Source organism: Candidatus Symbiopectobacterium sp. NZEC127 (genome assembly GCF_025962675.1).
GTDB lineage: Bacteria > Pseudomonadota > Gammaproteobacteria > Enterobacterales > Enterobacteriaceae > Symbiopectobacterium.
In genome coordinates this window covers 1715202-1739116 of sequence record NZ_JAGFPG010000001.1, presented here as the reverse complement: position 1 = coordinate 1739116, position 23915 = coordinate 1715202, and the positions used below count along the sequence as shown (strand labels likewise).

23 protein-coding genes are annotated in these 23915 nt (G+C 52.7%); 16 read left to right on the top strand and 7 right to left on the bottom strand.

What is annotated here, in order from left to right; genetic code table 11:
* Positions 1-36: 36 nt before the first annotated feature.
* The 9 genes from hutW to fdhE all read left to right on the top strand — a co-directional run bounded on the left by hutW (position 37) and on the right by fdhE (position 10112).
* Complete coding sequence (hutW, locus tag J5069_RS08090; protein WP_264643332.1) at positions 37-1353, top strand: heme anaerobic degradation radical SAM methyltransferase ChuW/HutW; 1317 nt, start codon at positions 37-39, stop codon at positions 1351-1353.
* Positions 1354-1365: 12 nt separating this feature from the next.
* A complete protein-coding gene (gene hutX, locus J5069_RS08085; RefSeq protein ID WP_264643331.1) occupies positions 1366-1860 on the top strand; it encodes a heme utilization cystosolic carrier protein HutX in 495 nt (164 codons plus the stop codon).
* Positions 1857-2489, top strand: coding sequence for an NAD(P)H-binding protein (locus tag J5069_RS08080; RefSeq protein WP_264643330.1), 633 nt, complete (start codon positions 1857-1859; stop codon positions 2487-2489). Before hutX ends, J5069_RS08080 begins: the two co-directional genes overlap by 4 nt.
* A gap of 248 nt (positions 2490-2737) precedes the next feature.
* Complete coding sequence (locus tag J5069_RS08075; RefSeq protein ID WP_264643329.1) at positions 2738-3220, top strand: YlaC family protein; 483 nt, start codon at positions 2738-2740, stop codon at positions 3218-3220.
* Positions 3221-3316: 96 nt separating this feature from the next.
* Positions 3317-4063 carry a glutamine amidotransferase gene (locus J5069_RS08070; protein WP_264643328.1) on the top strand — a complete coding sequence of 249 codons (747 nt, stop codon included), beginning with the start codon at positions 3317-3319 and terminating at the stop codon, positions 4061-4063.
* A 477-nt stretch (positions 4064-4540) separates the two neighbouring features.
* Positions 4541-7585, top strand: a complete 3045-nt coding sequence (fdnG, locus tag J5069_RS08065) for a formate dehydrogenase-N subunit alpha (RefSeq protein ID WP_264643327.1) — start codon at positions 4541-4543, stop codon at positions 7583-7585.
* Between the two features lie 12 nt (positions 7586-7597).
* A complete protein-coding gene (gene fdxH / locus J5069_RS08060) occupies positions 7598-8530 on the top strand; it encodes a formate dehydrogenase subunit beta (RefSeq protein ID WP_264643326.1) in 933 nt (310 codons plus the stop codon).
* Positions 8517-9152, top strand: coding sequence for a formate dehydrogenase cytochrome b556 subunit (gene fdoI, locus J5069_RS08055; protein WP_264643325.1), 636 nt, complete (start codon positions 8517-8519; stop codon positions 9150-9152). Before fdxH ends, fdoI begins: the two co-directional genes overlap by 14 nt.
* A 21-nt stretch (positions 9153-9173) precedes the next feature.
* Positions 9174-10112 (top strand): formate dehydrogenase accessory protein FdhE, encoded by a 939-nt coding sequence (gene fdhE / locus J5069_RS08050; RefSeq protein ID WP_264643324.1) that lies wholly within the window; start codon positions 9174-9176, stop codon positions 10110-10112.
* Between the two features lie 32 nt (positions 10113-10144).
* Here the strand turns inward: fdhE and J5069_RS08045 are convergent, their stop codons facing one another.
* The 3 genes from J5069_RS08045 to J5069_RS08035 all read right to left on the bottom strand — a co-directional run bounded on the left by J5069_RS08045 (position 10145) and on the right by J5069_RS08035 (position 12372).
* Complete coding sequence (locus J5069_RS08045) at positions 10145-10483, bottom strand: DUF202 domain-containing protein (protein ID WP_264643323.1); 339 nt, start codon at positions 10481-10483, stop codon at positions 10145-10147.
* On the bottom strand, positions 10476-10850 hold the full coding sequence (locus J5069_RS08040) for a YidH family protein (RefSeq protein ID WP_264643769.1): 375 nt from the start codon (positions 10848-10850) through the stop codon (positions 10476-10478). The genes J5069_RS08045 and J5069_RS08040 overlap by 8 nt, the downstream gene beginning before the upstream one ends.
* 181 nt (positions 10851-11031) lie before the next feature.
* Positions 11032-12372, bottom strand: coding sequence for a hypothetical protein (locus J5069_RS08035; RefSeq protein WP_264643322.1), 1341 nt, complete (start codon positions 12370-12372; stop codon positions 11032-11034).
* 596 nt (positions 12373-12968) lie between these two features.
* Between J5069_RS08035 and J5069_RS08030 the strand changes: the two genes are divergently transcribed.
* The 7 genes from J5069_RS08030 (at position 12969) to J5069_RS08000 (ending at position 20923) form a co-directional block, all read left to right on the top strand.
* A complete protein-coding gene (locus tag J5069_RS08030) occupies positions 12969-14150 on the top strand; it encodes an isochorismate synthase MenF (RefSeq protein WP_264643321.1) in 1182 nt (393 codons plus the stop codon).
* 63 nt (positions 14151-14213) lie between these two features.
* Positions 14214-15065 (top strand): alpha/beta hydrolase, encoded by an 852-nt coding sequence (locus J5069_RS08025; RefSeq protein ID WP_264643320.1) that lies wholly within the window; start codon positions 14214-14216, stop codon positions 15063-15065.
* A 215-nt stretch (positions 15066-15280) separates the two neighbouring features.
* The gene (locus J5069_RS08020; protein ID WP_264643319.1) at positions 15281-15709 is read left to right on the top strand and encodes a TraR/DksA C4-type zinc finger protein; all 429 of its coding nucleotides are present in this window, start codon (positions 15281-15283) and stop codon (positions 15707-15709) included.
* Positions 15710-16164: 455 nt separating this feature from the next.
* Positions 16165-17163, top strand: coding sequence for a LysR family transcriptional regulator (locus tag J5069_RS08015; protein ID WP_264643318.1), 999 nt, complete (start codon positions 16165-16167; stop codon positions 17161-17163).
* Positions 17164-17472: 309 nt separating this feature from the next.
* Positions 17473-18906 (top strand): aspartate ammonia-lyase, encoded by a 1434-nt coding sequence (gene aspA / locus J5069_RS08010; RefSeq protein ID WP_264643317.1) that lies wholly within the window; start codon positions 17473-17475, stop codon positions 18904-18906.
* A gap of 118 nt (positions 18907-19024) precedes the next feature.
* Positions 19025-20326 (top strand): anaerobic C4-dicarboxylate transporter, encoded by a 1302-nt coding sequence (locus J5069_RS08005; RefSeq protein WP_264643316.1) that lies wholly within the window; start codon positions 19025-19027, stop codon positions 20324-20326.
* A gap of 126 nt (positions 20327-20452) precedes the next feature.
* Complete coding sequence (locus tag J5069_RS08000) at positions 20453-20923, top strand: DUF2501 domain-containing protein (protein ID WP_264643315.1); 471 nt, start codon at positions 20453-20455, stop codon at positions 20921-20923.
* Positions 20924-21000: 77 nt separating this feature from the next.
* Here J5069_RS08000 and J5069_RS07995 read toward each other — a convergent pair whose 3' ends face one another.
* From J5069_RS07995 to J5069_RS07980, 4 genes are all read right to left on the bottom strand, one after another.
* Positions 21001-21303, bottom strand: coding sequence for a type 1 fimbrial protein (locus J5069_RS07995; RefSeq protein WP_264643314.1), 303 nt, complete (start codon positions 21301-21303; stop codon positions 21001-21003).
* A gap of 175 nt (positions 21304-21478) precedes the next feature.
* Positions 21479-22021, bottom strand: a complete 543-nt coding sequence (locus tag J5069_RS07990) for a fimbrial protein (protein ID WP_264643313.1) — start codon at positions 22019-22021, stop codon at positions 21479-21481.
* Between the two features lie 43 nt (positions 22022-22064).
* Positions 22065-23102 (bottom strand): hypothetical protein, encoded by a 1038-nt coding sequence (locus J5069_RS07985; protein WP_264643312.1) that lies wholly within the window; start codon positions 23100-23102, stop codon positions 22065-22067.
* Between the two features lie 49 nt (positions 23103-23151).
* Positions 23152-23898 carry a molecular chaperone gene (locus J5069_RS07980; protein ID WP_264643311.1) on the bottom strand — a complete coding sequence of 249 codons (747 nt, stop codon included), beginning with the start codon at positions 23896-23898 and terminating at the stop codon, positions 23152-23154.
* Positions 23899-23915 lie beyond the last annotated feature (17 nt).

Sequence of the window (23915 nt, the reverse complement as noted above, 5' to 3'; positions counted from 1 at the left end):
TTCACCGTGGTAGAAGTGGAAAGGATGAAAGAAGAAATGAACATTGATTTAACGCCGTATTACGCCCAGCCCGGCGAGCAACCGTTCGCCGCACGGAAGATGGCGATGCCCTGGCGTAATCATGTACCGCTTTCTCCAGAGCAGATTGCTGCAAGCTGGCAAACGCTGCGTCAGCAAACGGTGCCGGCGCGTAAGCGTCTGCTCTATCTCCACATTCCGTTCTGTGCCACGCACTGCACCTTCTGCGGCTTCTACCAGAACAAGTTGCGCGATGACAGCACCGCCGCCTACACCCGTTACCTGCTACAGGAGCTGGCGCTGGAAGCGGAAAGCCCGCTGCATCAGTCCGCCCCCATTCATGCGGTCTATTTTGGCGGCGGCACGCCGACGGCGCTGTCCGCTGACGAGCTGTCACAGATTATTCGTGCCATCCGCATCTCTTTGCCGCTGGCACCTGACTGCGAAATCACCGTTGAAGGCCGCAGCGCCGGTTTTGATGACGAGCGCATCGATGCGTGTCTGGAGGCGGGAGCAAACCGTTTCTCTATCGGTGTTCAAACCTTTGATAGCCGGATACGCCAGCGCATGGCACGTTTGTTTGACCGGCAGCAGCTCATCCACTTTTTGGAAAACTTGTGCAGCCGGGATAAGGCTGCCGTGGTGTGTGATTTGATGTTCGGTTTACCGGGACAAACCGCAGAAAGCTGGCGCGAAGATTTAGCGATTGTCAGCGATCTGCCGCTAGACGGCGTCGATCTTTATGCGTTGAACCTGTTACCCACCACCCCGCTGGCAAAAGCGGCAGAGAACCAGCGTGTGACGCTGCCGGCGGTGATGGAACGGCGCGATTTTTATCACACCGGAGCCGACTTTCTGGCTAATGCGGGCTGGCACCAGTTGAGCAACAGCCACTGGGCAAAAACCACCCGGGAACGCAATCTCTACAATCTGCTTATCAAACAAGGTGCTGACTGCCTGGCAATGGGGAGCGGCGCGGGCGGCAACGTCAACGGCCAAGCGTATATGATGGAGCGCGATTTGGAACGCTACTACGCCAAGCTGGATAACGGTGAAAAACCGATCGCGATGATGACGCCCGCCAGTAAAGCCGGTGCCTGGCAGCACCGCTTGCAAGCCGGTATTGAAATTGGACGTGTCGCCCTGCCGCTGCTAACACCGCAGGCGGATGTGCTGACACCGTTACTGCATCAATGGCATGAAGCCGGGTTAACCCGCGATGCGTCAACCTGCCTGCGGTTGACCAACGATGGACGTTTCTGGGCAAATAATCTGATGCAGGCGTTACAACAGCTTATCCCTCAGCTCAATGCTGGGGAATCATTGCCTCATTAAGGGAAGAAGATAATGACTTTACAAGAATTATTGGCGACAAATCCGGATGGCACCTTAGAGGCGATCGCGGAGCAATACCAGACCAGCCTGTTTGCGGTTACCGAAGCATTGCCGGAAGCGCAGCGCACGCTGGTGGCGGGGGAACAGTTCGATCGCGTGTGGGATACCATTACTCAATGGGGAGAAGTGACGCTTATCAGTCACACGGCGGATGCCATTCTGGAATTCAAAAGCGTGTTGCCGACCGGAACGCATCGCCACGGCTATTTTAACCTGCGTGGCAAAAATGGGTTGAGTGGCCATATCCGCGCCACTCACTGCCAGCACATTGCGCTTATCGAGCGTAAGTTTATGGGCATGGATACCGCTTCCGTGGTGTTTTTCAATGCGGCGGGTGATGCCATGTTCAAAATTTTCCTTGGCCGCGACGATCACCGCCAACTGCTGGCGCATCAGGTTATCGCATTCCGTTTGCTGGCGGATGAACTGCGGGCGGTGGCGGCGTGACGCCCTGGTTGCTGTTCGGTGCGGGCAGCGGCGTTGGCGCGTGCCTGCTGCAACGCGCACTGGCGTGCAACCAGCCTGTTGTTCTGGTGTTGCGCGACAGTGAACAGGCCAGACAGTGGCGTGAGCAGGGCGTAACCGTGGTAGAGGGCGATGCCTGCGAGCCTGCGGTGGTTGCCGCAGCCTGTCAGGCAGCAGGGCCGGAGGCGGTTATCGTTTCCACGCTGGGCGGTGGCTCGGTGAACTATCTGGGGCATCGGGCGCTCATCGATGGCGCAGAACAGGCTGGCCTGAAGCGCATGCTGCTGGTGACTTCGCTGGGATGCGGTGACGGTTGGCCGCTGCTCTCTGCGCGCGCCAAAGCCGCCTTTGGTCTGGCGGTGAGAGAGAAATCGCTGGCGGAATGCTGGTTACAAAGCAGCTCGCTCGATTATGCCATCGTTCGTCCTGGCGGGCTGCTGGATGTGGTGGCAACGCATAACGGTCAACTGACGCAAGGGCCCGCAACATTAGGGCTTATCTCACGCCAGGATGTGGCATTTGCGTTGGAGAAACTGTTGCTGCAACCGGTATTTGGCAATCAAATCTACAACCTGATCGATCCCGACCTTGAAATGCCTGCGGTACGCTAGTCTCGCAGTTCCACTGCTGTTTTTATTGCGTGTGCCGCTGTGACGGTGCACGCAATACTTTCTCTTTGACAAACCCGCCTGCTCCCTTTCTCCTGGTCATCGTGTGCTGGGGCATCACGCTGTTGATTTACCGTCTGGGCGGAATGTTATTTTTTCGTTAACGCCGATGCGACTATACTGACAGACAACGGCGTAGCATGGTGCGCGTCGATAAGGCGAATCCGGCGGCGAGGAGAGGAAGTATCCCGATGGATGAGATGAAACGTATTCTGAGTGATGACATCGAACGGCTTAATCGTAAAGAGAAGCGCGATAACAAAATCCGCTTTAATCCCGGCTTTATCCGTAAACACCCCTATCTGTTTGGCGGCATGTTGCTGTGCTATCTCCCGGTAATGTTGATTTTGGGGTTTGCCGACTATTTCGGTATCGGGTATGTGGTGGGGTTCACGCTGTTTGTGCTGGGCGTGTCACTGGGGCTGTCGTGCCATGTGAGTCCACGCTACCACTTTGACGATATTGACCAGATGGATTTGCGCGTTTGCTATAACGGTGAATGGTTTAATAAGCGCAGCATTTCGCAACAGGCGTATGCACAAATTCAGTCAAGCACGGAAGTTGCCCCCGAGGTCAAGCAGGGCGTTGAGCAGATTCAGCAGGCCAAGGGCAAAGTGACCTTTTTTGACGTGTATGCGCTGGTGTATCTGAAGTCGCCGGGTTCGGCGGTGTGACCAGACGTCAGTCTCGTGACAGTGTTTCGGCGGCATGGTAGGGTTCAAAAGGAACAGCGGTAACACTCCGCGTATTGAGAAGCAGGTAAGCACAACATGGATAAAAAGCCGTTATTGATTATTCAAATGGGCGTGCCGCCGCAGCCGATTGCCCAGGTGGTGGGTGAACAAAGTGACTGGTTCAGTGCAGCACTGGCCGCGCAGCCGCGTGAGCTGTTGTTGGTTCGCCCAGAGCGGGGGGAGCGCTTACCCCATCCTGATGCGGTAGCCGGGGCGGTGATCACTGGCTCCTGGTCGATGGTTACTGACAGGATAGACTGGAGCGAATCAACGGCGGCCTGGCTGCGTCAGGCGTACCATGCGCAGCTGCCCTTGCTGGGCGTGTGTTATGGACACCAACTGTTGGCGGATGTGCTTGGTGGGCTGGTTGCCGATAATCCCAAGGGCAAAGAAATTGGGCTGCAAACGGTGACGCTGACAGCGCAGGGCGTGAACGACCCGTTGCTGCGCGATCATCCTGCGCACTTCGATGCTTATTTGACACATCAGCAATCGGTACTGATTCCGCCTCCGGACGCACAGGTACTGGCCTATTCCGACCAGGATGGCTGCCAGATTTTACGCTATGGCCCCCATGCACTTTCGGTGCAGTTCCATCCGGAATTTACCGCCGCGATCATGACGCAGTGCGTGCGTAACAGTGCCAATGCATTACGGGCCGCCGGGCACGATGTTGATCGGCTGCTACAACTTGAGCAGGAACCGCACTGGGCGCGTCAACTATTGCTCGACTTTGTGGCACAGATAGATGATGACGTCGTGCGCTGTAATCCCGCAGCCTGACAGCCAGTGACTTGCCCGATTAAGTGATAATAACGGGTTGCGATAATCCAGCCCGTTTATTTAATAAATAACCCTCCCTGTGCGGTGTAATTGCATTTCCTTCTCTTAAAAATCATTAATGCATTAACGAAACCCGGTAATTCGTTATTACTTTTTGATTTTTTTCATTTTGATCTTGGTTATTTTTTCACAAAAATCGATATGTAAATAAATATATAACGATGGGTATGCCATTTCCGATGGTATTGATAATTATTATCATTAATTGTGACGTGACACCCTTAATGGTGCTTTTTTGAACGTAAATGTGACTTTTCTGTTGTTGTTTTGATAACGGTTTGCGATTTTTATATTTCAATGCATAATACTTAATAAGTATATGGTTTTATCCCCAATCCGGTTCTATCTTATTTATTAATAAAAACGAAATGCTATTTGTGTCACCCCTTTTGAGCAATGTGGGCTTAGGAGTTTTTTATGCAAGTCAGCAGAAGACAATTCTTTAGAATATGTGCGGGCGGCATGGCGGGAACCACGGTAACCGCATTAGGTTTCTCTCCCGCCACGGCATTCGCAGAAACCCGACAGTACAAACTGTTGCGTGCCAGAGAGACAAGAAACAACTGTACCTATTGCTCCGTTGGGTGTGGCATTTTGATGTACAGCCGTGGCGACGGTGCCAAAAATGCGGTGGCCTCGATCTTCCATATCGAAGGCGACCCGGATCATCCAGTAAGCCGCGGCTCTTTATGCCCGAAAGGGGCTGGGCTGATTGACTTTATCCACAGTGACCAGCGCCTGAAACTGCCCGAGTACCGCGCGCCGGGTTCTGATAAGTGGGTGCCCATCAGTTGGAACGACGCCTTCGACCGCATTGCGCGCTTGATGAAGGCGGATCGTGATGCAAACTTTGTGGAAAAAAACAGCGCAGGCGTGACCGTTAACCGGTGGCTTACCACCGGGATGCTGTGCTCTTCTGCGGCCAGTAACGAAACCGGCGCATTGGATTACCGCTTCGCACGTTCACTCGGCATGCTGGGAATGGATACGCAGGCGCGTTTGTGCCACGGGCCGACGGTGGCCGCGCTGGGGGCGACCTTTGGTCGCGGCGCGATGACCAATAGCTGGGTTGATATCAAAAACGCCAATGTGATTCTGGTGATGGGCGGCAATCCGGCAGAAGCGCATCCGGTCGGGTTCAAATGGGCGGTTGAGGCCAAGGTGAAAAACGGCGCCCGCATGGTGGTGGTCGATCCGCGCTTTAACCGTACCGCCGCCGTCGCTGACATGTATTCGCCGATCCGGGCCGGTTCGGATATCACTTTCCTGCTCGGCGTGGTCAACTACCTGATCACGCAAGATAAAATTCAACATCAGTACGTGTTGTCCTACACCAACGCCAGCCTGCTGGTGCGGGAGGATTTTGCCTTTACCGACGGCCTGTTTAGCGGCTACAGCGAGAAAGACAGCAAATACGACAATACCACCTGGAACTATGAGCTGGATGAAAACGGCTTTGCCAAGCGTGATATGACGTTAACTCATCCGCGTAGCGTGTGGCAGCAACTGAAACAGCACGTCAGTCGCTATACGCCGCAGTTGGTTACCGAGGTGTGCGGTACGCCGCTCGACGATTTCATCAAGATCTGTGAACTGCTGGCTACCACGGCGGTACCCGACAAAACGGCCACGATCCTCTACGCACTGGGCTGGACGCAACACACCACTGGCGCACAGATGATCCGCACTGCCGCCATGATCCAGCTGTTGTTAGGCAATATCGGCATGGCAGGCGGCGGGGTGAATGCGCTGCGCGGGCACTCCAACATTCAGGGATATACCGATCTTGGGCTGCTGTCGCTGCGCTTACCCGGCTACATGGACTTGCCCTCAGAAAAGCAGACCACGCTGCAACAGTATTTAAACGAAATCACCCCCAAAGCGCTGCTGGCGGATCAGGTCAATTATTGGAAGAACACGCCCAAATTTTTTATTAGCCTGATGAAAAGTCTGTATGGCGATAAGGCGCAGAAGGAAAACGACTGGGGCTTTGACTGGCTACCGAAATGGGACAAGAGCTATGACGCGCTTAGCTATTCTCGTTTGATGCTGGCGGGTAAGGTGAACGGCTATATTGCGCAGGGCTTTAACCCGATGGCGGCCTTTGCCGATTCCAATCAGGCCCGTGAAGCGCTGAAGAAACTCAAATTTTTGGTGATCATCGATCCGCTGGCGACCGAAACCAGCAACTTTTGGCAAAACCACGGCGAACTGAACGATGTGGATCCGGCCCAGATCCAGACGGAAGTGTTTCGTTTGCCGTCGAGCTGTTTTGCTGAGGAAAACGGCTCTATCGTCAACTCCGGACGCTGGCTGCAATGGCACTTTGCCGGTGCGCAACCACCGGGTGAGGCGCTGCATGATGGGGTGATTCTCGCCGGTATCCTGCTGCGACTGCGCGAGATATACGCCAAAGAAGGGGGGGCCAATCCGGAACCGTTGCTGAACATGACCTGGAATTATGCGGACCCGGAAGATCCTACGCCGGAGGAAGTGGCGAAAGAGGCCAACGGCTATGCGCTGGAGGATGTTTTTGACGATCAGGGCAAGCAGATTCTGAAAAAGGGCCAACTGCTCGATAGCTTCGCGCAAATGCGTGATGACGGCACCACTGCCAGCTTCTGCTGGGTTTATGCGGGAAGCTGGACGGAAAAAGGCAACCAGATGGCTAACCGTGACAATGCGGATTCCGGTCTGGGCAACACGCCCGGTTGGTCTTGGGCATGGCCGCAAAACCGTCGCATTCTCTATAACCGCGCGTCGGCGGATGAAAGCGGGCAACCGTGGGATCCGAAACGTGAAGTGCTGCGCTGGGATGGAAAACGCTGGACCGGCAGTGATGTGGCGGACTACAGCACGGCGGCACCGAACAGCGGTGTCGGTCCCTTTATCATGAATCAGGAGGGGTTAGGGCGGCTGTTTGCCATGACCAAGATGGTCGATGGTCCCTTCCCGGAACATTACGAGCCTGTCGAATCACCGCTTAAACAGAATCCGTTGCATGCCAACGTGATGCACAACCCGGCGATGCGCCTGTTTGACGTGGACCGCCAGCGTATGGGAACGCCGGACGAGTTTCCCTATGTGGCAACCACCTATTCGCTGACCGAGTTGTTCCGTCACTGGACCAAACACGCGCGCCTGAACGCGATTGCGCAGCCCGAACAGTTTATCGAAATTGGTGAAGGGCTGGCACAGCAGAAGGGCATTCGCGCGGGAGATATGGTGAAGGTCAGCAGCAAGCGCGGCTTTATCAAGGCCAAAGCGGTGGTGACCAAACGCATTCGCACCTTGACGGTTGCCGGGCAAACGGTGGAAACCATCGGTATTCCCTGCCACTGGGGGTTTGAGGGCACCACGCGCAAAGGTTACATGGCGAATATTCTGACGCCACATGTGGGGGACGCCAATAGCCAAACCCCGGAATACAAGGCTTTCCTGGTCAACGTGGAAAAGGCGTAAGGGAGACAGCACATGGCTATGCAATCACAAGATGTTATTCGTCGCTCGGCAACCAGCGCTTTCACCCCGCCGCCGCAGGCCCGCGACCATCAGGCGGAAGTTGCCAAGCTTATCGACGTGACGACCTGCATTGGCTGCAAGGCCTGTCAGGTCGCCTGCTCCGAGTGGAACGATATCCGCGATGAGGTCGGTCACAACATTGGCGTTTATGACAACCCTATCGATCTGACGGCCAAATCCTGGACGGTGATGCGTTTCTCGGAAGTTGAGGAAAACGGCAAGCTGGAGTGGCTGATCCGTAAAGACGGCTGTATGCACTGTGCGGATCCGGGCTGTCTGAAGGCCTGCCCGGCCGAGGGGGCGATAATTCAGTATGCCAACGGCATCGTCGATTTTCAGTCCGAGCAGTGTATCGGCTGCGGCTATTGTATCGCCGGTTGTCCGTTCGATGTGCCTCGGTTGAATAAAGACGATAACCGCGTTTACAAGTGCACGCTGTGCGTCGATCGCGTGGCGGTCGGGCAAGAGCCTGCCTGTGTGAAAACCTGCCCGACCGGCGCTATCCATTTTGGTACCAAAGAGGATATGAAAACCCTGGCCGCAGAACGCGTGGTCGATCTCAAAGAGCGCGGCTACGACAATGCCGGGCTGTACGATCCGGCAGGCGTGGGCGGCACCCATGTGATGTACGTGCTGCACCACGCCGACCGGCCGCAGCTCTATTATGGGTTACCGGATAACCCGGCGATCAGCCCCACCGTGACCTTCTGGAAGGGGATTTGGAAACCGCTCGCCGCGATCGGTTTTGCAGTGACCTTTGCCGCCAGCGTCTTCCACTATGTCGGCGTCGGACCCAATCGCGTCGAAGAAGAGGGCGACGAGGACGAGGTTAAGAATGAGGCGACCACCGCACAGCATGAGGGTAAACAGCATGAAAAAGAGTAATCGCATTCAGCGCTATAGCGCGCCTGAGCGCATTAATCACTGGATTGTGGCATTCTGCTTCGTGTTTGCTGCGGTGAGCGGGTTAGGGTTTTTGTTTCCATCGCTGAACTGGTTGCTGCATATTCTCGGCACGCCGCAGCTGGCGCGCATTCTGCATCCGTTTGTTGGCGTGGTGATGTTTGTCGCCTTCTTGCTGATGTTCCTGCGTTACTGGAAACACAACCTGATCCAGCGTGATGACATTGAATGGGCCAAAAACATCCATAAAATTGCCAGAAATCAGGAAGTCGGTGACACAGGTCGGTATAATTTCGGGCAAAAGTGCGTGTTCTGGCTGGCCATCATTTGCCTGGTGCTGCTGCTGGCGAGTGGAGTCGTGATGTGGCGTCCCTACTTTGCGCCGGCGTTTCCTATCCCGGTGATTCGCTTGGCCCTGCTGGTACACTCGCTGGCGGCCGTTGGTCTGATCCTGGTCATCATGGTGCATGTGTATGCGGCACTATGGGTGAAAGGAACAATTACTGCTATGGTAGAAGGCTGGGTACCTGCGGCGTGGGCGAAGAAGCATCATCCGCGCTGGTATCGAGAGATTCAACGAAAACAACAAGAAAAACAACCGTAAACAACAGGAAAAATCACCCGGATGAGTATTCGCATTGTCCCTCAGGATCAGTTGGAAAATAATGAAAAATCATCAACGGTGGGCGTGATCCCGCCGTTGTTGTTCGCTAATTTAAAGAGCCTGTACAGTAGCCGTGCAGAGCGTCTGCGCCAATTGGCGGCTGACCATGCGCTCAGCGATTACCTGAATTTTGCTGCTGCCATCGTTGAGGCACAGCAGAAGGTGCTGCACGATCATCCGTTGCGTGTCGATTTGACCGATGTGCTGGCGCAAGCGCAGCAGAACAATCGTCCACCGCTGGATGCCAGCGTGTTCCCGCGTGATGCGCACTGGCATACGCTGCTGCATGCGTTGATCGAAGAGTTAATGCCAGCCGCTAACGGTCAGGTGCTGACCACGCTGGAACATCTGAAGAAAATGCCGGAGCAGGAGTGGGAAACACTGGCCGACAGCCTGCTGGCACATCAGTTCAGCGGAGAAGATAACGATAAAGCCCCGTTCATTTGGGCGGCCCTCTCTCTGTATTGGGCGCAGATGGCGACACAACTGCCTGGTAAAGCGAAAGCCGAAGTGGGTGAGCATCGTCAGTTCTGCCCGGTGTGTGGCGGCATTCCGGTTTCTGGCGTGGTGCAACTCGGAACCACCAGCGGTCTGCGCTATCTGCACTGCAACCTGTGTGAAAGTGAATGGCACATGGTGCGCGTGAAATGCAGTAACTGCGAGGCAACCGGCAACCTCAACTATTGGTCGCTGGACAGCGAAGAGTCGGCCATCAAGGCAGAAGGCTGCGGTGATTGCGGCACCTATATCAAGCTGCTGTATCAGGAGAAAGATCACCGTGTCGAAGCGGTCGCAGACGATCTTGCCTCACTGGTACTGGATATCAAAATGGAAGAAGAGGGATTCTCTCGCAGCAGCATCAACCCCTTCCTGTTTCCTGAGTACACCACCGCAGATTGATGTCATAGCGCACCGTTATTGATAACGGTGCGTCAATGTGACAAGGCGTGCAACAAGCTCCCTGCCAACACCAATGCCGTCACCACCACCGAGGTGGAACAAAACGCGATGGCATAGCGAACCCATGCGGCTCCCGATGCTGGGCGCTGATGCATAAAGCGTAAACGCCACACGCTCATCGCCACCATCACCACGGCGAGTATCAGCAGCAGCACGCTGCACAACAGGGCTAACCCTGAGCCGCGATCGAAACTAAAGCGAAAACAGAGCAGACTGACGATCAGTGCCAATAGCACCGACCGTGACCAGGCCATGCCGGTTCGTTGGGGTTGTAGTCCCGGATCTGGCGCAGCGGGCAGGCGGTTAACCAACGATAACCACCACGGCCAGCACCAAGGCAATGGCGGTAACAAACAGCGTCACCAGCAGCAGTAGCGGGCTGTAGGGCATGTTTTGTTCCTGACGCATGGCATTTTCGCTGCGCGCCCAGCGAAAGTAGGCCAGTCCACCGAGCAGTGCGGCTCCCAGCACCAGTAACAGCGCCAGACTCTGCCGGACCACCGGCGTTGCCAGATTGACGGTGAATTGATCGATGGCAATGGCACCCGCCAGAAAGGCCAGAGCGGTGCGAATCCAGGCAAGAAAGGTACGCTCGTTGGCCAGAGAGAAACGATAATCTGGGGTTTTTCCTTGCTGCCACCAGGGCTTTTTATCTGATGGAGAGGGCGGTGTGGTCATCATTGTTCTTCACGATTGATAGGTGCTAACGCAGTCAGGCTCAACGGTATAAGGCAGCACCGGTTTATGGCTGTGCGGCCATTTTACCTGTCCTTGTCGCATCTGTCAGGTGTGAGGGTGGCTTTATTGCGGACGGCGGAGAGAGAAGACCAAACGGCTACCGCAGTCGTCAGAATGAGGGTCAGCTGTCGTGGAGGCCACCCTCCGTGAGATAGCGGATTAGCGTATTGATTTTTTCACTGCTCAGCGCCGAGGTTGGCGGGGTTGGCTGTAAGATTTCCTGAGCCTGATTAAACAGCGCCAGCCGCATCGGTTCTTGGGCGTTGTAGGCAAGGAGCAGCTTTTGTGCCAATGCCACATATTGTCCTTCGCTGATTAACGCGGGCGTTAGCGTGCTGGCACTATCAAGTGCGCTCAAAACGTCATTAAGTTTATTGCGAATTTCACTATCAGGGAGTGCATCGCTCGACGTTGCTTTTAGCGTTGTCAGGATGTGTATGATGTCATGCTTAAATTCATTGCTGATGACGTCTTTACCCAGATTTTGAGTCAGCGAAATCAACATGGCCTCATCGTCTTTTTTGACTAAGGTATAGGTAATCGGTTGCCTGTTTTGGCGGGATGCCGAGTTGAGGGATTGATTTTCTTTGATAATAGCGGTGATGGCTGTGATATCCATAACCGGTGCGGCGGTTGCATTCTTGCTGCCGGCCGATGGGGTGGGCGACGCGTGCAGTGCGGTTGCCGCGTTGTGATTATATTTCTCCTGCTTCTTAATCTGTTTTAACACCAATTTCAGGTTTTTGATGGCTTTGTTGTGTGAGTGGTTTGAGTCAACGCTGCGCAGGGCTTCATCAGCGGTCGATTGCTGCTGCTCCAGCGCGGTATTTAATGCGGTGATCTGGCTGTTTATTTCACCGATATTTTGCTGCGTCTCTTTGATTGTGGTGGTGAAGGTATGATGCAATTGCGTGGTTTGCGCTTCAAATTGTGTCCGGGCGTGATTCGCCATCTCTCGAGTATGCGCCAGGCAGTTGTTCATGGTCATCCTGCCACCGGAGAGCGTGTCCGTGACATAACCGTCATATTCTTGCGGGATAGGCGTTGAGTCACTCAATGCTATTTTATTTTCGGAGCGTGGGATTTTATTGTTGATACGAAGGATGTTTCTGTTGCACTGCGACAGTGTGACAATTAATTTATTTTTTAAGCGATGCAGCGTATTGTTGTAATACAGTCGGTTTTTTAATAAAAGAGATTCCTCCTGATCGAGGCGGCCTTTGAGCAGCTTTATTGATGCTAACAAATCACTTTTGGTTTCAGCAATATCTACCAGCAAATCAACGTTGAAAGGGATTTTTTTGGCACGTTTTGCAATGTTGATTTCCGTCGCTGTATTTTTTACCGAAAGAAGATTCTGAAACGTAGGAATTAATTTGTCTCTTTTTTCCAGATTGCCATCACTTTTCTTGATGGTATTTGCGTAGTAGGTTGTGCTATTGGCGTTGAGTATACGTAGCATTTTATTATCCGGCGATGATAAATAAGGTACTGCATGAAGCGTAGCACGCGAATTTATCGGCTAATTACAAATAACGCTACGTTTATCTATCACTGGATATTCGGCCTTTTTAATAAGTAAAAAAAGCACACCAACTGCGAATCACCTGGAAGGTATAATGATGATAATTCACCACGATAAATAAGGACGATAATGATAATTTGATATTATCATCTCAGATCACAAGTATGTTTTTGTATGCAGTGTCAACGGTTATTAGTGCGCGTCGAATATTGACGTGCATGTTTATCTCCCCCTCTCTTGTTTTTATTTCTTTTTTCCTGACAACGGCATTATAGCGCAACATTCCTTGTTGATAATGATTCTCAATTGTAATAACGTGTTGACGCGGGAACCTTGCAACGTTCTGCCAGGGGCTGAGGTCAGCGTCACCGCGTGCGTAGGAACGGATTTTCAATCAACAACGGGTTTTCTTGATGATTGCGATTGATAAATCGCTTAGGGGAAGTTCGCAAAATAGCGATCTGTTTCACAAGATGTGAATATCCGCATGAGATCTATCAGGCGTGTTTAATTTCATCATTTAAGGTGACACGATGTTGGATGCTATTGTAACCCAAGCCAGTAACCCGCCGGAAAGACCGGCAGATTTCTCCTATTACTCCGCGCACCGGTGTGTGATTGCCTCGGGCATTTTTGAACGGATTTCACAACCGGCACAAACCGACGGTGATAATGGCCGATCGCTATGGCACAAGGTACAAGCGAGCATGGCGCGAGCGCGGGAACAAGGCGTTTGCGCTCCGCTTGTCGTCGGTGCCATCCCTTTTGATACCCGTCGTCCATCCTGCTTGTTCATTCCGCAGCACTACCATTTCTCCCTCAGACAGGCTGAAGCCTCGCTGGCATCGATCAACAGCGCGAGCCCGGCGGCCACGATTACCCATGTGAACAGCCTACCCGACGCTCGGCATTTTCAATCTGCCGTAGGGGCTGCGCTGCGCTGTGTGCGTCAGGGGGAAATCCGCAAAGTGGTGTTATCGCGTCTGCTTGAGGTGGACGTAGCACAGCCTGTAGATTGCTCGGCGGTGTTGCACAATTTGAGGGTGCAAAATCCCCATGCTTATCACTTTTCCCTGCCACTGCCGGAGGGGGGCGTTTTAGTCGGGGCCAGCCCGGAATTGTTGATCCGCAAGAGTGCGCGACGCATCTGGAGCAACCCCTTGGCAGGATCAATTTGTCGTCATCAAGATCCGCTGCACGATAAACTTCAGTGTCAGCAATTGCTGGATTCGCATAAAGATCAGCAGGAACACCGCATGGTGGTGGAAGATATTGCCCGGCATTTACGCCCACTGTGCCGTCAACTTATCACACCGTCGACCCCTTCACTGTTGGCAACCAACACCATGTGGCACCTTTCCACACTTATTGAGGGAGAGCTGTGCCAAACGGAGAATAGTGTCATGCAACTGGCTTGCCTGCTGCATCCCACGCCAGCGATGTGCGGTACACCGACGGCAGCCGCGCGACAGTTGATTGCGGAATTGGAGCCCTACGATCGCGGGTTGTTCAGCGGTATTGTGGGATGGAGCGATCAACGCGGCGATGGTGAATGGGCTATTATCATCCGCAGTGCCATCATTCGGCAGCAGCAGGTGCGCTTTTTCGCCGGTGCCGGGATCGTAGAAGGCTCTGACGCTCAGAAAGAGTGGGAAGAGATCGCCGGGAAACTGGGTACCATGCTGCGTGCACTGGGATTACAATTGCCGGGCTGATGCGTTTTTGCTTCAGCCTACTGGCGGGCCAGGACAGGGAACAGAACAAGAGGGGTGTCATTTTTGTATCAGCATTATCCAACGCGGAAGGAGATTTTCACTGCTTCCACCTGCGGGGACTATCAGCTGTTTATTGCCTGGCCCGATGAGCCAGCGCCTGAACAGGGATGGCCGGTGATGTATCTGCTTGATGGTGACGTACACTTCCCGGTGGCGGAAACCCTGATGCGCACACTGGCGCGTCCTCGTTGCTGTATGACGCCGGGTGTCGTGGTGGCGATCGGTTATCGGGAAGGGACGCTGCGTGAGCGGGATTATCGCCCGGCGGTGGCGCAGCGGGTGCCTGAGCCAAATCCGTACGGTGGCTATTACCCGATCGGGCTGGCAGGAGAATCAGAGGCCTTTCTGGCGTTTATTCAACATGAGCTCAAGCCCTATATCCGGCAACAATTCGCTGTCGATCCCAGGAGAGAAGCCTTGTTCGGGCACTCCTACGGTGGCCTGTTTACGCTCAATACCCTGTTTACCTGCCGCCATGCCTTTCAACACTACTATGCCTCCAGCCCTTCGGTATGGTGGAACCAGGGGTATATCAATGATGTGGCGACAGCGTTTTTGCAGGCCGATGTGACAGAGGCGCTCCCCGCTACGCCCGTGCTGTTTTTATCCGTGGGAGAGTGGGAGCAATCGCTGGAGCGGTGGGAATTGGCGTTACCCGAGGCACAGCGCGACGCGTTGCGCCAGCATCGACGCCAGCGCCGGATGGTTGATGGCGTCCGCGAGCTGTCGTGGCGATTACAGGCTGTGGGTGGCGATAAGCTCGACGTTTCGCTTTTTATTCATGCCGGGCAGTCTCACCAATCCGTCCCGCTGCTGTCCTTACAGCAGGCATTTATGCACCATTTCCAGCGTTGATAACACAGAATCATTGACGGAACGGGCTAACCATAAGGCTATTTTCTTATTTTATGTGAATGAACACAGTTTGCGCAGGGTGAATTTGTTATTACATAAGGAGTCAAAAAAATAAATGTTATGTTATAACATATTTTAGCGCGTGGTTTGCGCACCTTGCTGTGAATGTTGAGTGGATTACACAGCCTGGAGATAGAACAACATGAGGAGCCTGAATGAACGATTCAACGCAGCCTATTGATGAACAAGCGCTGCTTGCTATGTCAGAAGCAGACTATATGAATAGCGCTCAGCGGGATTTTTTCCGTCGGCGGTTGGAAACGGAGCGGCAGACCATTCTGGCGCACATTGGGGAACTGAAGGGAGAGATCTATCGCTACGATACCAGTGGTGATGACGTTGACAAAGCGGCACATGAAGAAGAACTACGCATGTTGTTCAGACAAATCGACAGAGAAAGTCGCTTGCTGCCAAAGGTCGATGATGCGCTGCGCCGTATCGAAATGGGAGACTATGGCTATTGTATTGAGACCGGGGAGCCCATTGGCCTGCGCCGGTTGCTGCTGCGCCCGACGGCAGAACGCAGCATTGATGCCAAACAGACGCAAGAACAGCGTGAGCCCCAGTACCGCAAGGTGAAATAACCTGCCCGCAGTGGCTCACGCTGTTTGCCCACCTTGATAACGCATGGCGTATGCCTGCTCTCCTCAAATCGGCCTTGCATCTGTCGCCGATAACACGTGCAATACACACCACGATATACCTTGCCCTGACGCAGCGTTGGGGCAAATCTCTATAAAAGACCTAGGGATACAGCAAACGCCGTCAAAGACCTGCTCTCTGTTGTGGGCAGGTTGAGGCAGAAAAAATAGCGAATTATTCGCTTACCACAGTGAATTATCACGATGTGATACCTTGAGTGTGGCTAAATCTAGTTATAAGAAAAAATTAATCAGTGACATGTTCTACATTTTTTCGATGCTCGGCTCTCTAAGCTGGTCTCAGTGACAAGGTCTGCGGCTCTCGCCAATGCGAAAGAACGTCAGGTCCATCGCGTGCTGAACCGAATTGATGGTGATGACAACGCGGACGATATTCAATGGTTAAAAAAACAATGTCAGCCAATAAATCGTTAGATATGTATGCCGTTCAGGTTTTTGTGACCGTGGCGGAAGAGGGAAGCATGACAGCGGCCGCTTCCCGGTTAGGGCTGACGCCATCGGCTGTGTCGCAGACCATCCGCCAGTTGGAAGATGATTTTGGCGTGATGCTGGTAAACCGGACGCGCCGTCCGTTTGTGCTGACGCCGTATGGCATTGCGCTGAAAAATCGCGGTGAGGTGCTGACGCAGGAAATTGCCAACCTGAAAGCACAAGTACTTGAAGCGGGTAAGGGCATTAAACCGGATCTGCGCATCGGCCTAGTGGATTCCTTTGCCATCACCTGCGGATCGGTGTTTACCAAACGCTTATTGAGCAGCTCATCGCAGTTGCTAATCCGAACCGGGCTGAGTCCGCAACAGGGTGAGGCGTTGATTCGGCGCGAACTGGATCTTATCGTGACCAGCGATCCGCTGATGGACAGTGACAGCGTGGTGCGTTATCGCCTGTTTTCTGAAGGTTATTTCATCATTACGCCACCGGATTATCGCAAGCGCATCAGGACTATTGAAGATCTTCGCGAGCTTTCGGTCGCAATGCCTTTGGTGCGTTTTAACCGCAACTCACAGATTGGCATGCAGATTGAGCGTTATTTGCGCCGAATTGATATCCGCGTACCGAATCAGCTTGAGTTTGATAATGCGGATACCTTGACGGCGATGGTTGCCGCAGGTTTGGGTTGGGCGGTGACCACACCGATCAGCTTTTTACAATCGGAAGCGTATTCGCGCCAGGTGCTGACGCATATGCCTGAACAACTGAACATGAAGCGCTCCTTGTATATTTTGGCACATCGTGATGAATACAGTGCCTTTGTTGAGGAGGCCTGTGATGTGACGCGTGAAATTATCGAGACGGTATTTATTCCTAAACTGGAAAGTCTGAATCGCGGTATTGAAAAACTGGTTTCTATCAATGCCGATGATACCTCGGAATAAGGATAACGTATTTTCAGTAAAATAAAAAAAGAGTGAAATAGCGCCAGACGCTATTACCGAAAGATAGAATACGCATCGCTGATGTGGTGCGTTCTATACCCTGAATAATGTGCTGGGGAGTATGACGACCTGAGAAACGCTCTCGGGCCGCGCATCGCAGCATTCGTAACGCCTTAATATTAATCGATATTGATAAATATCGTGCGACCTTTTATTGGCTGATGAATCCATGGACCCTATTTGTAAACAGCGTGAACCGGTGGGTCAATAATAAAAACGGTTCATGAATTAAAAAAAGGAATAGTGACTATGTCAAATAACATCCGTATTGAAGAAGATCTGTTGGGTACCCGTGAAGTTTCCTCCGATGCCTATTACGGTATTCATACCTTGCGTGCCATCGAGAACTTTTATATCAGTAATCATAAAATCAGTGATATTCCTGAATTTGTGCGCGCGATGGTGATGGTAAAAAAAGCGGCTGCGCTGGCGAACCGTGAATTGAAAACCATCCCTCGCCCGATCGCCGACACCATTATCCGTGCCTGCGATGAAGTGCTGAACAACGGCAAATGCATGGACCAGTTCCCGGTTGATGTCTATCAGGGCGGCGCGGGCACCTCGGTGAACATGAACACCAACGAAGTACTGGCTAATATTGGTCTGGAACTGATGGGACATAACAAAGGTGAATACCAGTACCTTAACCCTAACGATCATCTGAACAAATGCCAGTCCACCAACGATGCCTATCCCACCGGCTTCCGTATTGCGGTGTACAGCTCCATCCTGAAACTGGTTGAGGCTATCACCCAGTTGGCTGACGGCTTTGAGCGCAAGGCCAAAGAGTTTGAAACCATCCTGAAAATGGGGCGTACCCAGTTGCAAGACGCGGTGCCGATGACGCTGGGTCAGGAATTCCATGCTTTCTATGTGCTGCTGAAAGAAGAAAACAAAAACCTGCTGCGCACCGCAGAGCTGCTGCTGGAAGTGAATCTGGGCGCGACCGCCATCGGTACGCGTCTGAATACGCCGGATGAGTATCAGCACCTTGCGGTACAACGTCTGGCGGAAGTGAGCGGTCTGCCGTGCGTACCGGCTGAGGATTTGATTGAAGCCACCTCCGACTGCGGCGCTTACGTGATGGTGCACGGTGCGCTGAAACGCCTGGCGGTGAAGATGTCGAAAATCTGTAATGACCTGCGTTTGCTCTCTTCCGGTCCGCGTGCTGGCCTGAATGAAATCAACCTGCCGGAATTGCAGGCTGGCTCTTCCATCATGCCGGCGAAGGTCAATCCGGTGGTGCCGGAAGTGGTCAATCAGGTGTGCTTCAAGGTGATCGGCAACGACACCTGCGTCACCATGGCCTCTGAAGCGGGTCAGTTGCAGCTCAATGTGATGGAGCCGGTGATCGGTCAGGCGATGTTTGAGTCTATCCAGATCCTCACCAACGCCTGCTACAACCTGCTGGAAAAATGCGTTAACGGCATCACCGCCAATAAAGCGGTGTGTGAAGCCTATGTGTTCAACTCCATCGGCATTGTCACCTACCTCAACCCGTTTATCGGCCACCACAATGGCGACATTGTCGGCAAAATTTGCGCCGAAACCGGCAAGAGCGTGCGTGAAGTGGTGTTGGAGCGTGGCTTGCTGACCGAAAGTGAACTGGATGACATTTTCTCCACCCAAAACCTGATGCATCCGGCCTACAAAGCGAAGCGTTATACCGACGAAAACGTCTAACTCTCCCAGTGATTAACCGCAGGCACAGGTTAGCCCTGTGCCTGATGTCCATTTATAAAAAAAAGATAATAACAACAATACCATCGCACGACTTTTAACCATCGTTAAGGAGCATTGTATGCTTGTCGTGGAACTCTTTGTCGTTCTGCTTGCCATTTATCTAGGATCTCGTCTTGGTAGCATCGGTATCGGCTTTGCCGGTGGGTTAGGGGTGCTGGTGCTGACGCTTGGCCTTCATATCAAACCGGGAGCCATCCCGTTCGATGTGATCGAAATCATCATGGCAGTGATTGCTGCCATCGCTGCCATGCAGGTGGCGGGGGGCATGGATTATCTGGTCAGTCTGGCGGAAAAACTGTTACGCCGTCAGCCTAAATATGTCACTTTCCTCGCGCCGTTGGTCACCTACTTTATGACGCTGCTGGCGGGCACCGGGCATACCGCATTTTCAACGTTGCCGGTGATTGCGGAAGTGGCAAAAGAGCAGGGGATTCGTCCGTCTCGTCCGCTTTCCATTGCCGTCGTCGCCTCACAGGTGGCGATCACCGCTTCGCCGATTTCTGCTGCGGTGGTTTTTGCCGCCGGTATTCTGGAACCGCACGGTATCAGCTATCTGATGCTGCTGGGAATATGTATCCCGACAACGCTTGCTGCCGTGCTGTTGACGGCGGTTGTCACCAACTTTCTGGGTAAAGAGCTGAAAGATGATGAAGTCTATCAACAGCGGCTTAAAAATGGCGAAGTGTCGGTGCGCGCCGCCAGTGCGTTGGTAATCAAGCCGGGTGCCAAACTGTCGGTACTGCTGTTCCTGCTTGGAATTATTGCCGTTGTGGGCTACGCCACGGCAATCAGCGATACGGTGAAGTTGATTGCTAACCCGGTGTTGCCGCGTAACGAAGCTATTGTGGTGTTCATGCTGACCATCGCGACGCTCATTGCCATCACCTGTAAAATTGATACCAGCAAAGTGCTTTCTGCCAGCACCTTTAAATCGGGGATGAGTGCTTGCGTGTGCGTCATGGGCGTTGCCTGGTTGGGGGATACCTTTGTCAAAGCGCACATCAATGATATCCAAAGCACTGCGGGTGCGTTGCTGCAAGGCTATCCCTGGATGCTGGCGGTTATACTGTTCTTTGCATCGATGCTGCTCTATTCTCAGGCAGCGACGGCGAAAGCATTGCTGCCCGCCGCGCTGGTGCTTGGCGTTTCCCCGGTTACGGTGGTCGCTTCCTTTGCCGCGGTATCCGCGTTGTTTGTCCTGCCAACCTACCCGACCTTGCTGGCGGCGGTGGAAATGGATGACACCGGCTCAACCCGCATCGGCAAGTATGTCTTTAACCATGCGTTTCTGGTGCCGGGGGTGTTAACGATTGCGCTGTCCGTGGCATTCGGTTTTGTGGTCGGTAATATCGTGCTGTAACGGAGAATGCGCGGCAACCGTTGATGTTGCCATGATAAAGAGGAGGTATACTGCCCGGCAGTGTATCTCCTTTTTTATTGAACCCGTTTTCATGAACCCGTTTTCATATACCAGAGCGACCGCGTGATGAATCTGATAAATCGCACCTTGTACTGCGCCGTTTTCTCCAGCCTGTTGATGACAGGAAACCTTCAGGCTGCCAACTGGCAGGATACCCTGTCCAGCGCGGCCAGCCAGCTTGGACAAAACGGCGGCTCAACCAGTAATTTAACCGGTTTGCTCGGCGGCGGCACGCAGGCGTTGAGCGCGGGCACGATGGGCAATGCCGCAGGCATTTTGCAGTACTGCATCAAGCAGAAGCTGGTCTCCGCCACCAATACTGAAAATATCAAAGATAAATTGCTGGATAAACTGGGGCTGAACAGCGCCGAAAAACAGAAACAAACGGATTACACCCAGGGAATGGCCGGGATGTTGCAAACCAAGGATGGGCAGGCGCTAAACCTGAATAATATCGGCAGCACGCCGTTGGCCGAAAAAGTCAAAACCAAAGCCTGCGATCTGGTGCTTAAGCAAGGGATCGCGTTTCTTTCCTGATGGTGTGGCCGGTTAAGGCCACACTTTTTAGGGTATCGTGATAACGATCGCGCCTGGCGGCAGACGAGCGTCTGCCGTTACTGGTAACTGATCACCACGACTTTGACCGTTTCGCTTAAGGAGAGGGGGGCAATATAGCCCACGCCCTGGGGCAATGCGTGCTGTTGCGTTAGCTGAGCGAGGGTGAGCGTATGTTGTTGTCCTTGCCGAAAACACTGCGCCGTCACCTGCTGTGATTGCGTTGAAATATCACAAGGGGGTTCAACAATGGTGCCAACAATATGAATAACGCCGGTGTTGATGGTGGAAGAGGCTATCGCGGTGGGAAGTGAAAAACCAGCCCATGACAGAAGTGCGCCATACAAAAACCATGCTCTCATGATGATATCTCCAAACAGCCCTACGTTTAGTTAACAACGGACTCTTTAGAAATAACTTTAAGACATTTATTAAAATGTTAAAGATATGCCAATAAAATGTTTTTTCTTTGTTTCTTTTGGCGCGAGATTTGTGGCCTTTGTCACCACCCGGTTTGGGTGCGCTAACGCGCACGGTTCAGAGATAACTCAGTTTAAAGTGTGCCGTTGCCGTGTAGTCACCGGATTGCAGCGTATCGTCTGCCGTTTTTTCAATCCGTGCTGAAAAGGGAAGGATATTATCGCCGACCTGCAAGGGGATCCACGCTGAGTTGTTGTTGATGGCAAGGAGGCTATTGGCGTAGTAAATACCGATCGCCACGCCTTTGGCTCCCGAACTGCTATCTAATGCCAGGCGGCCGGGAAGGTTAGTGTCTTCAGTGCCTAAAAATTGAATGGCAACGTTCTGAAAGGTGTCGGTATTGCATTCCGTAAAGCCTAATGTGAAGGTGTGCCAGTCCCCATGGCGCTGAGTTTGCAGTGTGCGCGTGGAGGTTTCACCCATTTCAACAATAATCTCATTATTGTCCTGAAGGTTACAGGGGGAACTCACCACCTGTACATGAAAGGTCACGGTTGCATCAGTCAGGTTGGACGGCGCGTCCCCCCATGCCGTGACTGATGCTAACGCGGATAGGCAGAATGTAGACAGGCGTGCCAGCCGAATAGCGTGGTTGTTCATTTTTATCCTCTTGAAACACGTGACGGTAAACGTGCAGCACCGGTCAATAATAGTTAAAACGCAGAATGATATTTTTTTCCGTATCACCGATAACCGCCGGGCCAGAGGCATATAAACGTGCCGTGTAAGCGCGTTCTACCACGCCGTTTGCGGAAGTGAGTTGGCTGATAAACGGAATAAACTGGTTGAACGTCACATTGCTGGTAGTATGCTGCTCTTCAATTTTCAGCGTCGAACCGTTGCCCATATCCATCCCATCAAGGCCGACCAGCGCATTTCCCTGTGCCGCCGCATCAAAATTAACGTTCAAATTAAAGCCTTTTCCGCAATCCTCCCCACCGTCCGTTGAAGCGTTGATGCGAAATACGGACTGGGCTACGACACCGGCATTGGCGTCATTCCATGACTTTATGGTACCAAAATCGACGTAGCTGTCCGGTGAGACAGTAATGTTCGCGGAGCATTGCATCACTTCGATACCGTGCAAACCTGAGAGCGTGAGACCGTAGTTACTGTCCGGTTTATTGTTGATTCCCCCCACACCATCGATCTGAAACACCTTTAGTCCGTCAACCCCGGCGGTGGCGTTCGTGATATTGCCGGTTTTTTCCAGATAGAGTTGTACCGTGACGTTCAGCATGGTGGGATTAGGGGGCGGAAGGGTACCGGACGGCCCCGGATTGATCCAGCTTCCGGTGGAGATGCGTGAAGCGCTGGTACCGCCATTGGTGATAATACCGAGGTCTAGGCCGTTGTAGATAATCCCGATACCGATACCTTCACCAATGACTTTCCCTTCAGGGTTGGGGTAAAAGTAGGACATTTCACCGTTAGATTCCACGATCTTATAGGACCAGCAGGCAAGGTTGCGGGTATAACTTTGCGAGGTCCACAGGCGGCTACCGATTGGCAAGGTGGCGGGGATTTTTAATGTCCCGACATCTTCATAATCGTTTACCGGACCGGTCGTGGTGCCTAAACGGCATTCCAGCGCATTAGCATGGAATGAGAATGTGCTAAGCAGGAGCAAACCGCCGCTTGAAATAAGTGCACGGAGGGTAGTGGTGGTTAGAAAAGGCATAGGCCAGTCCTCTCTTTATAGCATTCGAAATAAATGTTTAATAACCCCATCACAACGTGATGGGCTGGCAACGGTTTTGGGTGCAGGTAAACGGCAATTCCAGATGACCACCGTAATCATTCACGTAATACAGGAAAAATTGATTCGCCCTGTTGTCCGTTACGTCGACATCAATACTGCCTCTCGGAGACACCATAAAGGCATTGCCCGCCAACAGGCGTGTCGGGTTCTGATGGGTATTTTTGGACTGCTGTAAAATATTGCTGACCGTGATGTAATAGGGCGTAGGATTCTCAATCCTGAGCTGCTTGCCAGATTTGGTAATTCTCAGCTTGTTTTGCCAGACTTCGCCTTTTGCCGGAGTAATCTGTTGCGGGCGGTAAAAGACTTTTATTTCCGACTGAATAGCAATTTGCAATACGTTCGCTTTTTCTGGTTTTGGGGGAATCTCCCGCACATTTAAATAAAACAGCGACTCTCTGTCCTTCGGTAAATGCGCCAATTGGCCGGTTTTTACCAGACTGATCAAACTGTGTCCTTTGGGCTCGATACGTTGTAATGCAGGAAGCACCAATAATGGCGTAGAAATCTTGTTGCGCTTCTCATCCGTTAACCAGGATTGTGCCAGAAACGGATTCTCTACATTTTGGTTCGAGAGCATTACCGTCGTGGATTGCTCATTTTCGTTAAAAATCACCCGCGTGCGATCAAGGTTGATAGCACTGCTAGCGACGGGCGTTGTCAGAATCGTGCTGATAAACAGCCCTATCAGTCGAAGGGGTAAAAAAATCTTCATGTTTGTTCTCCAAAAAA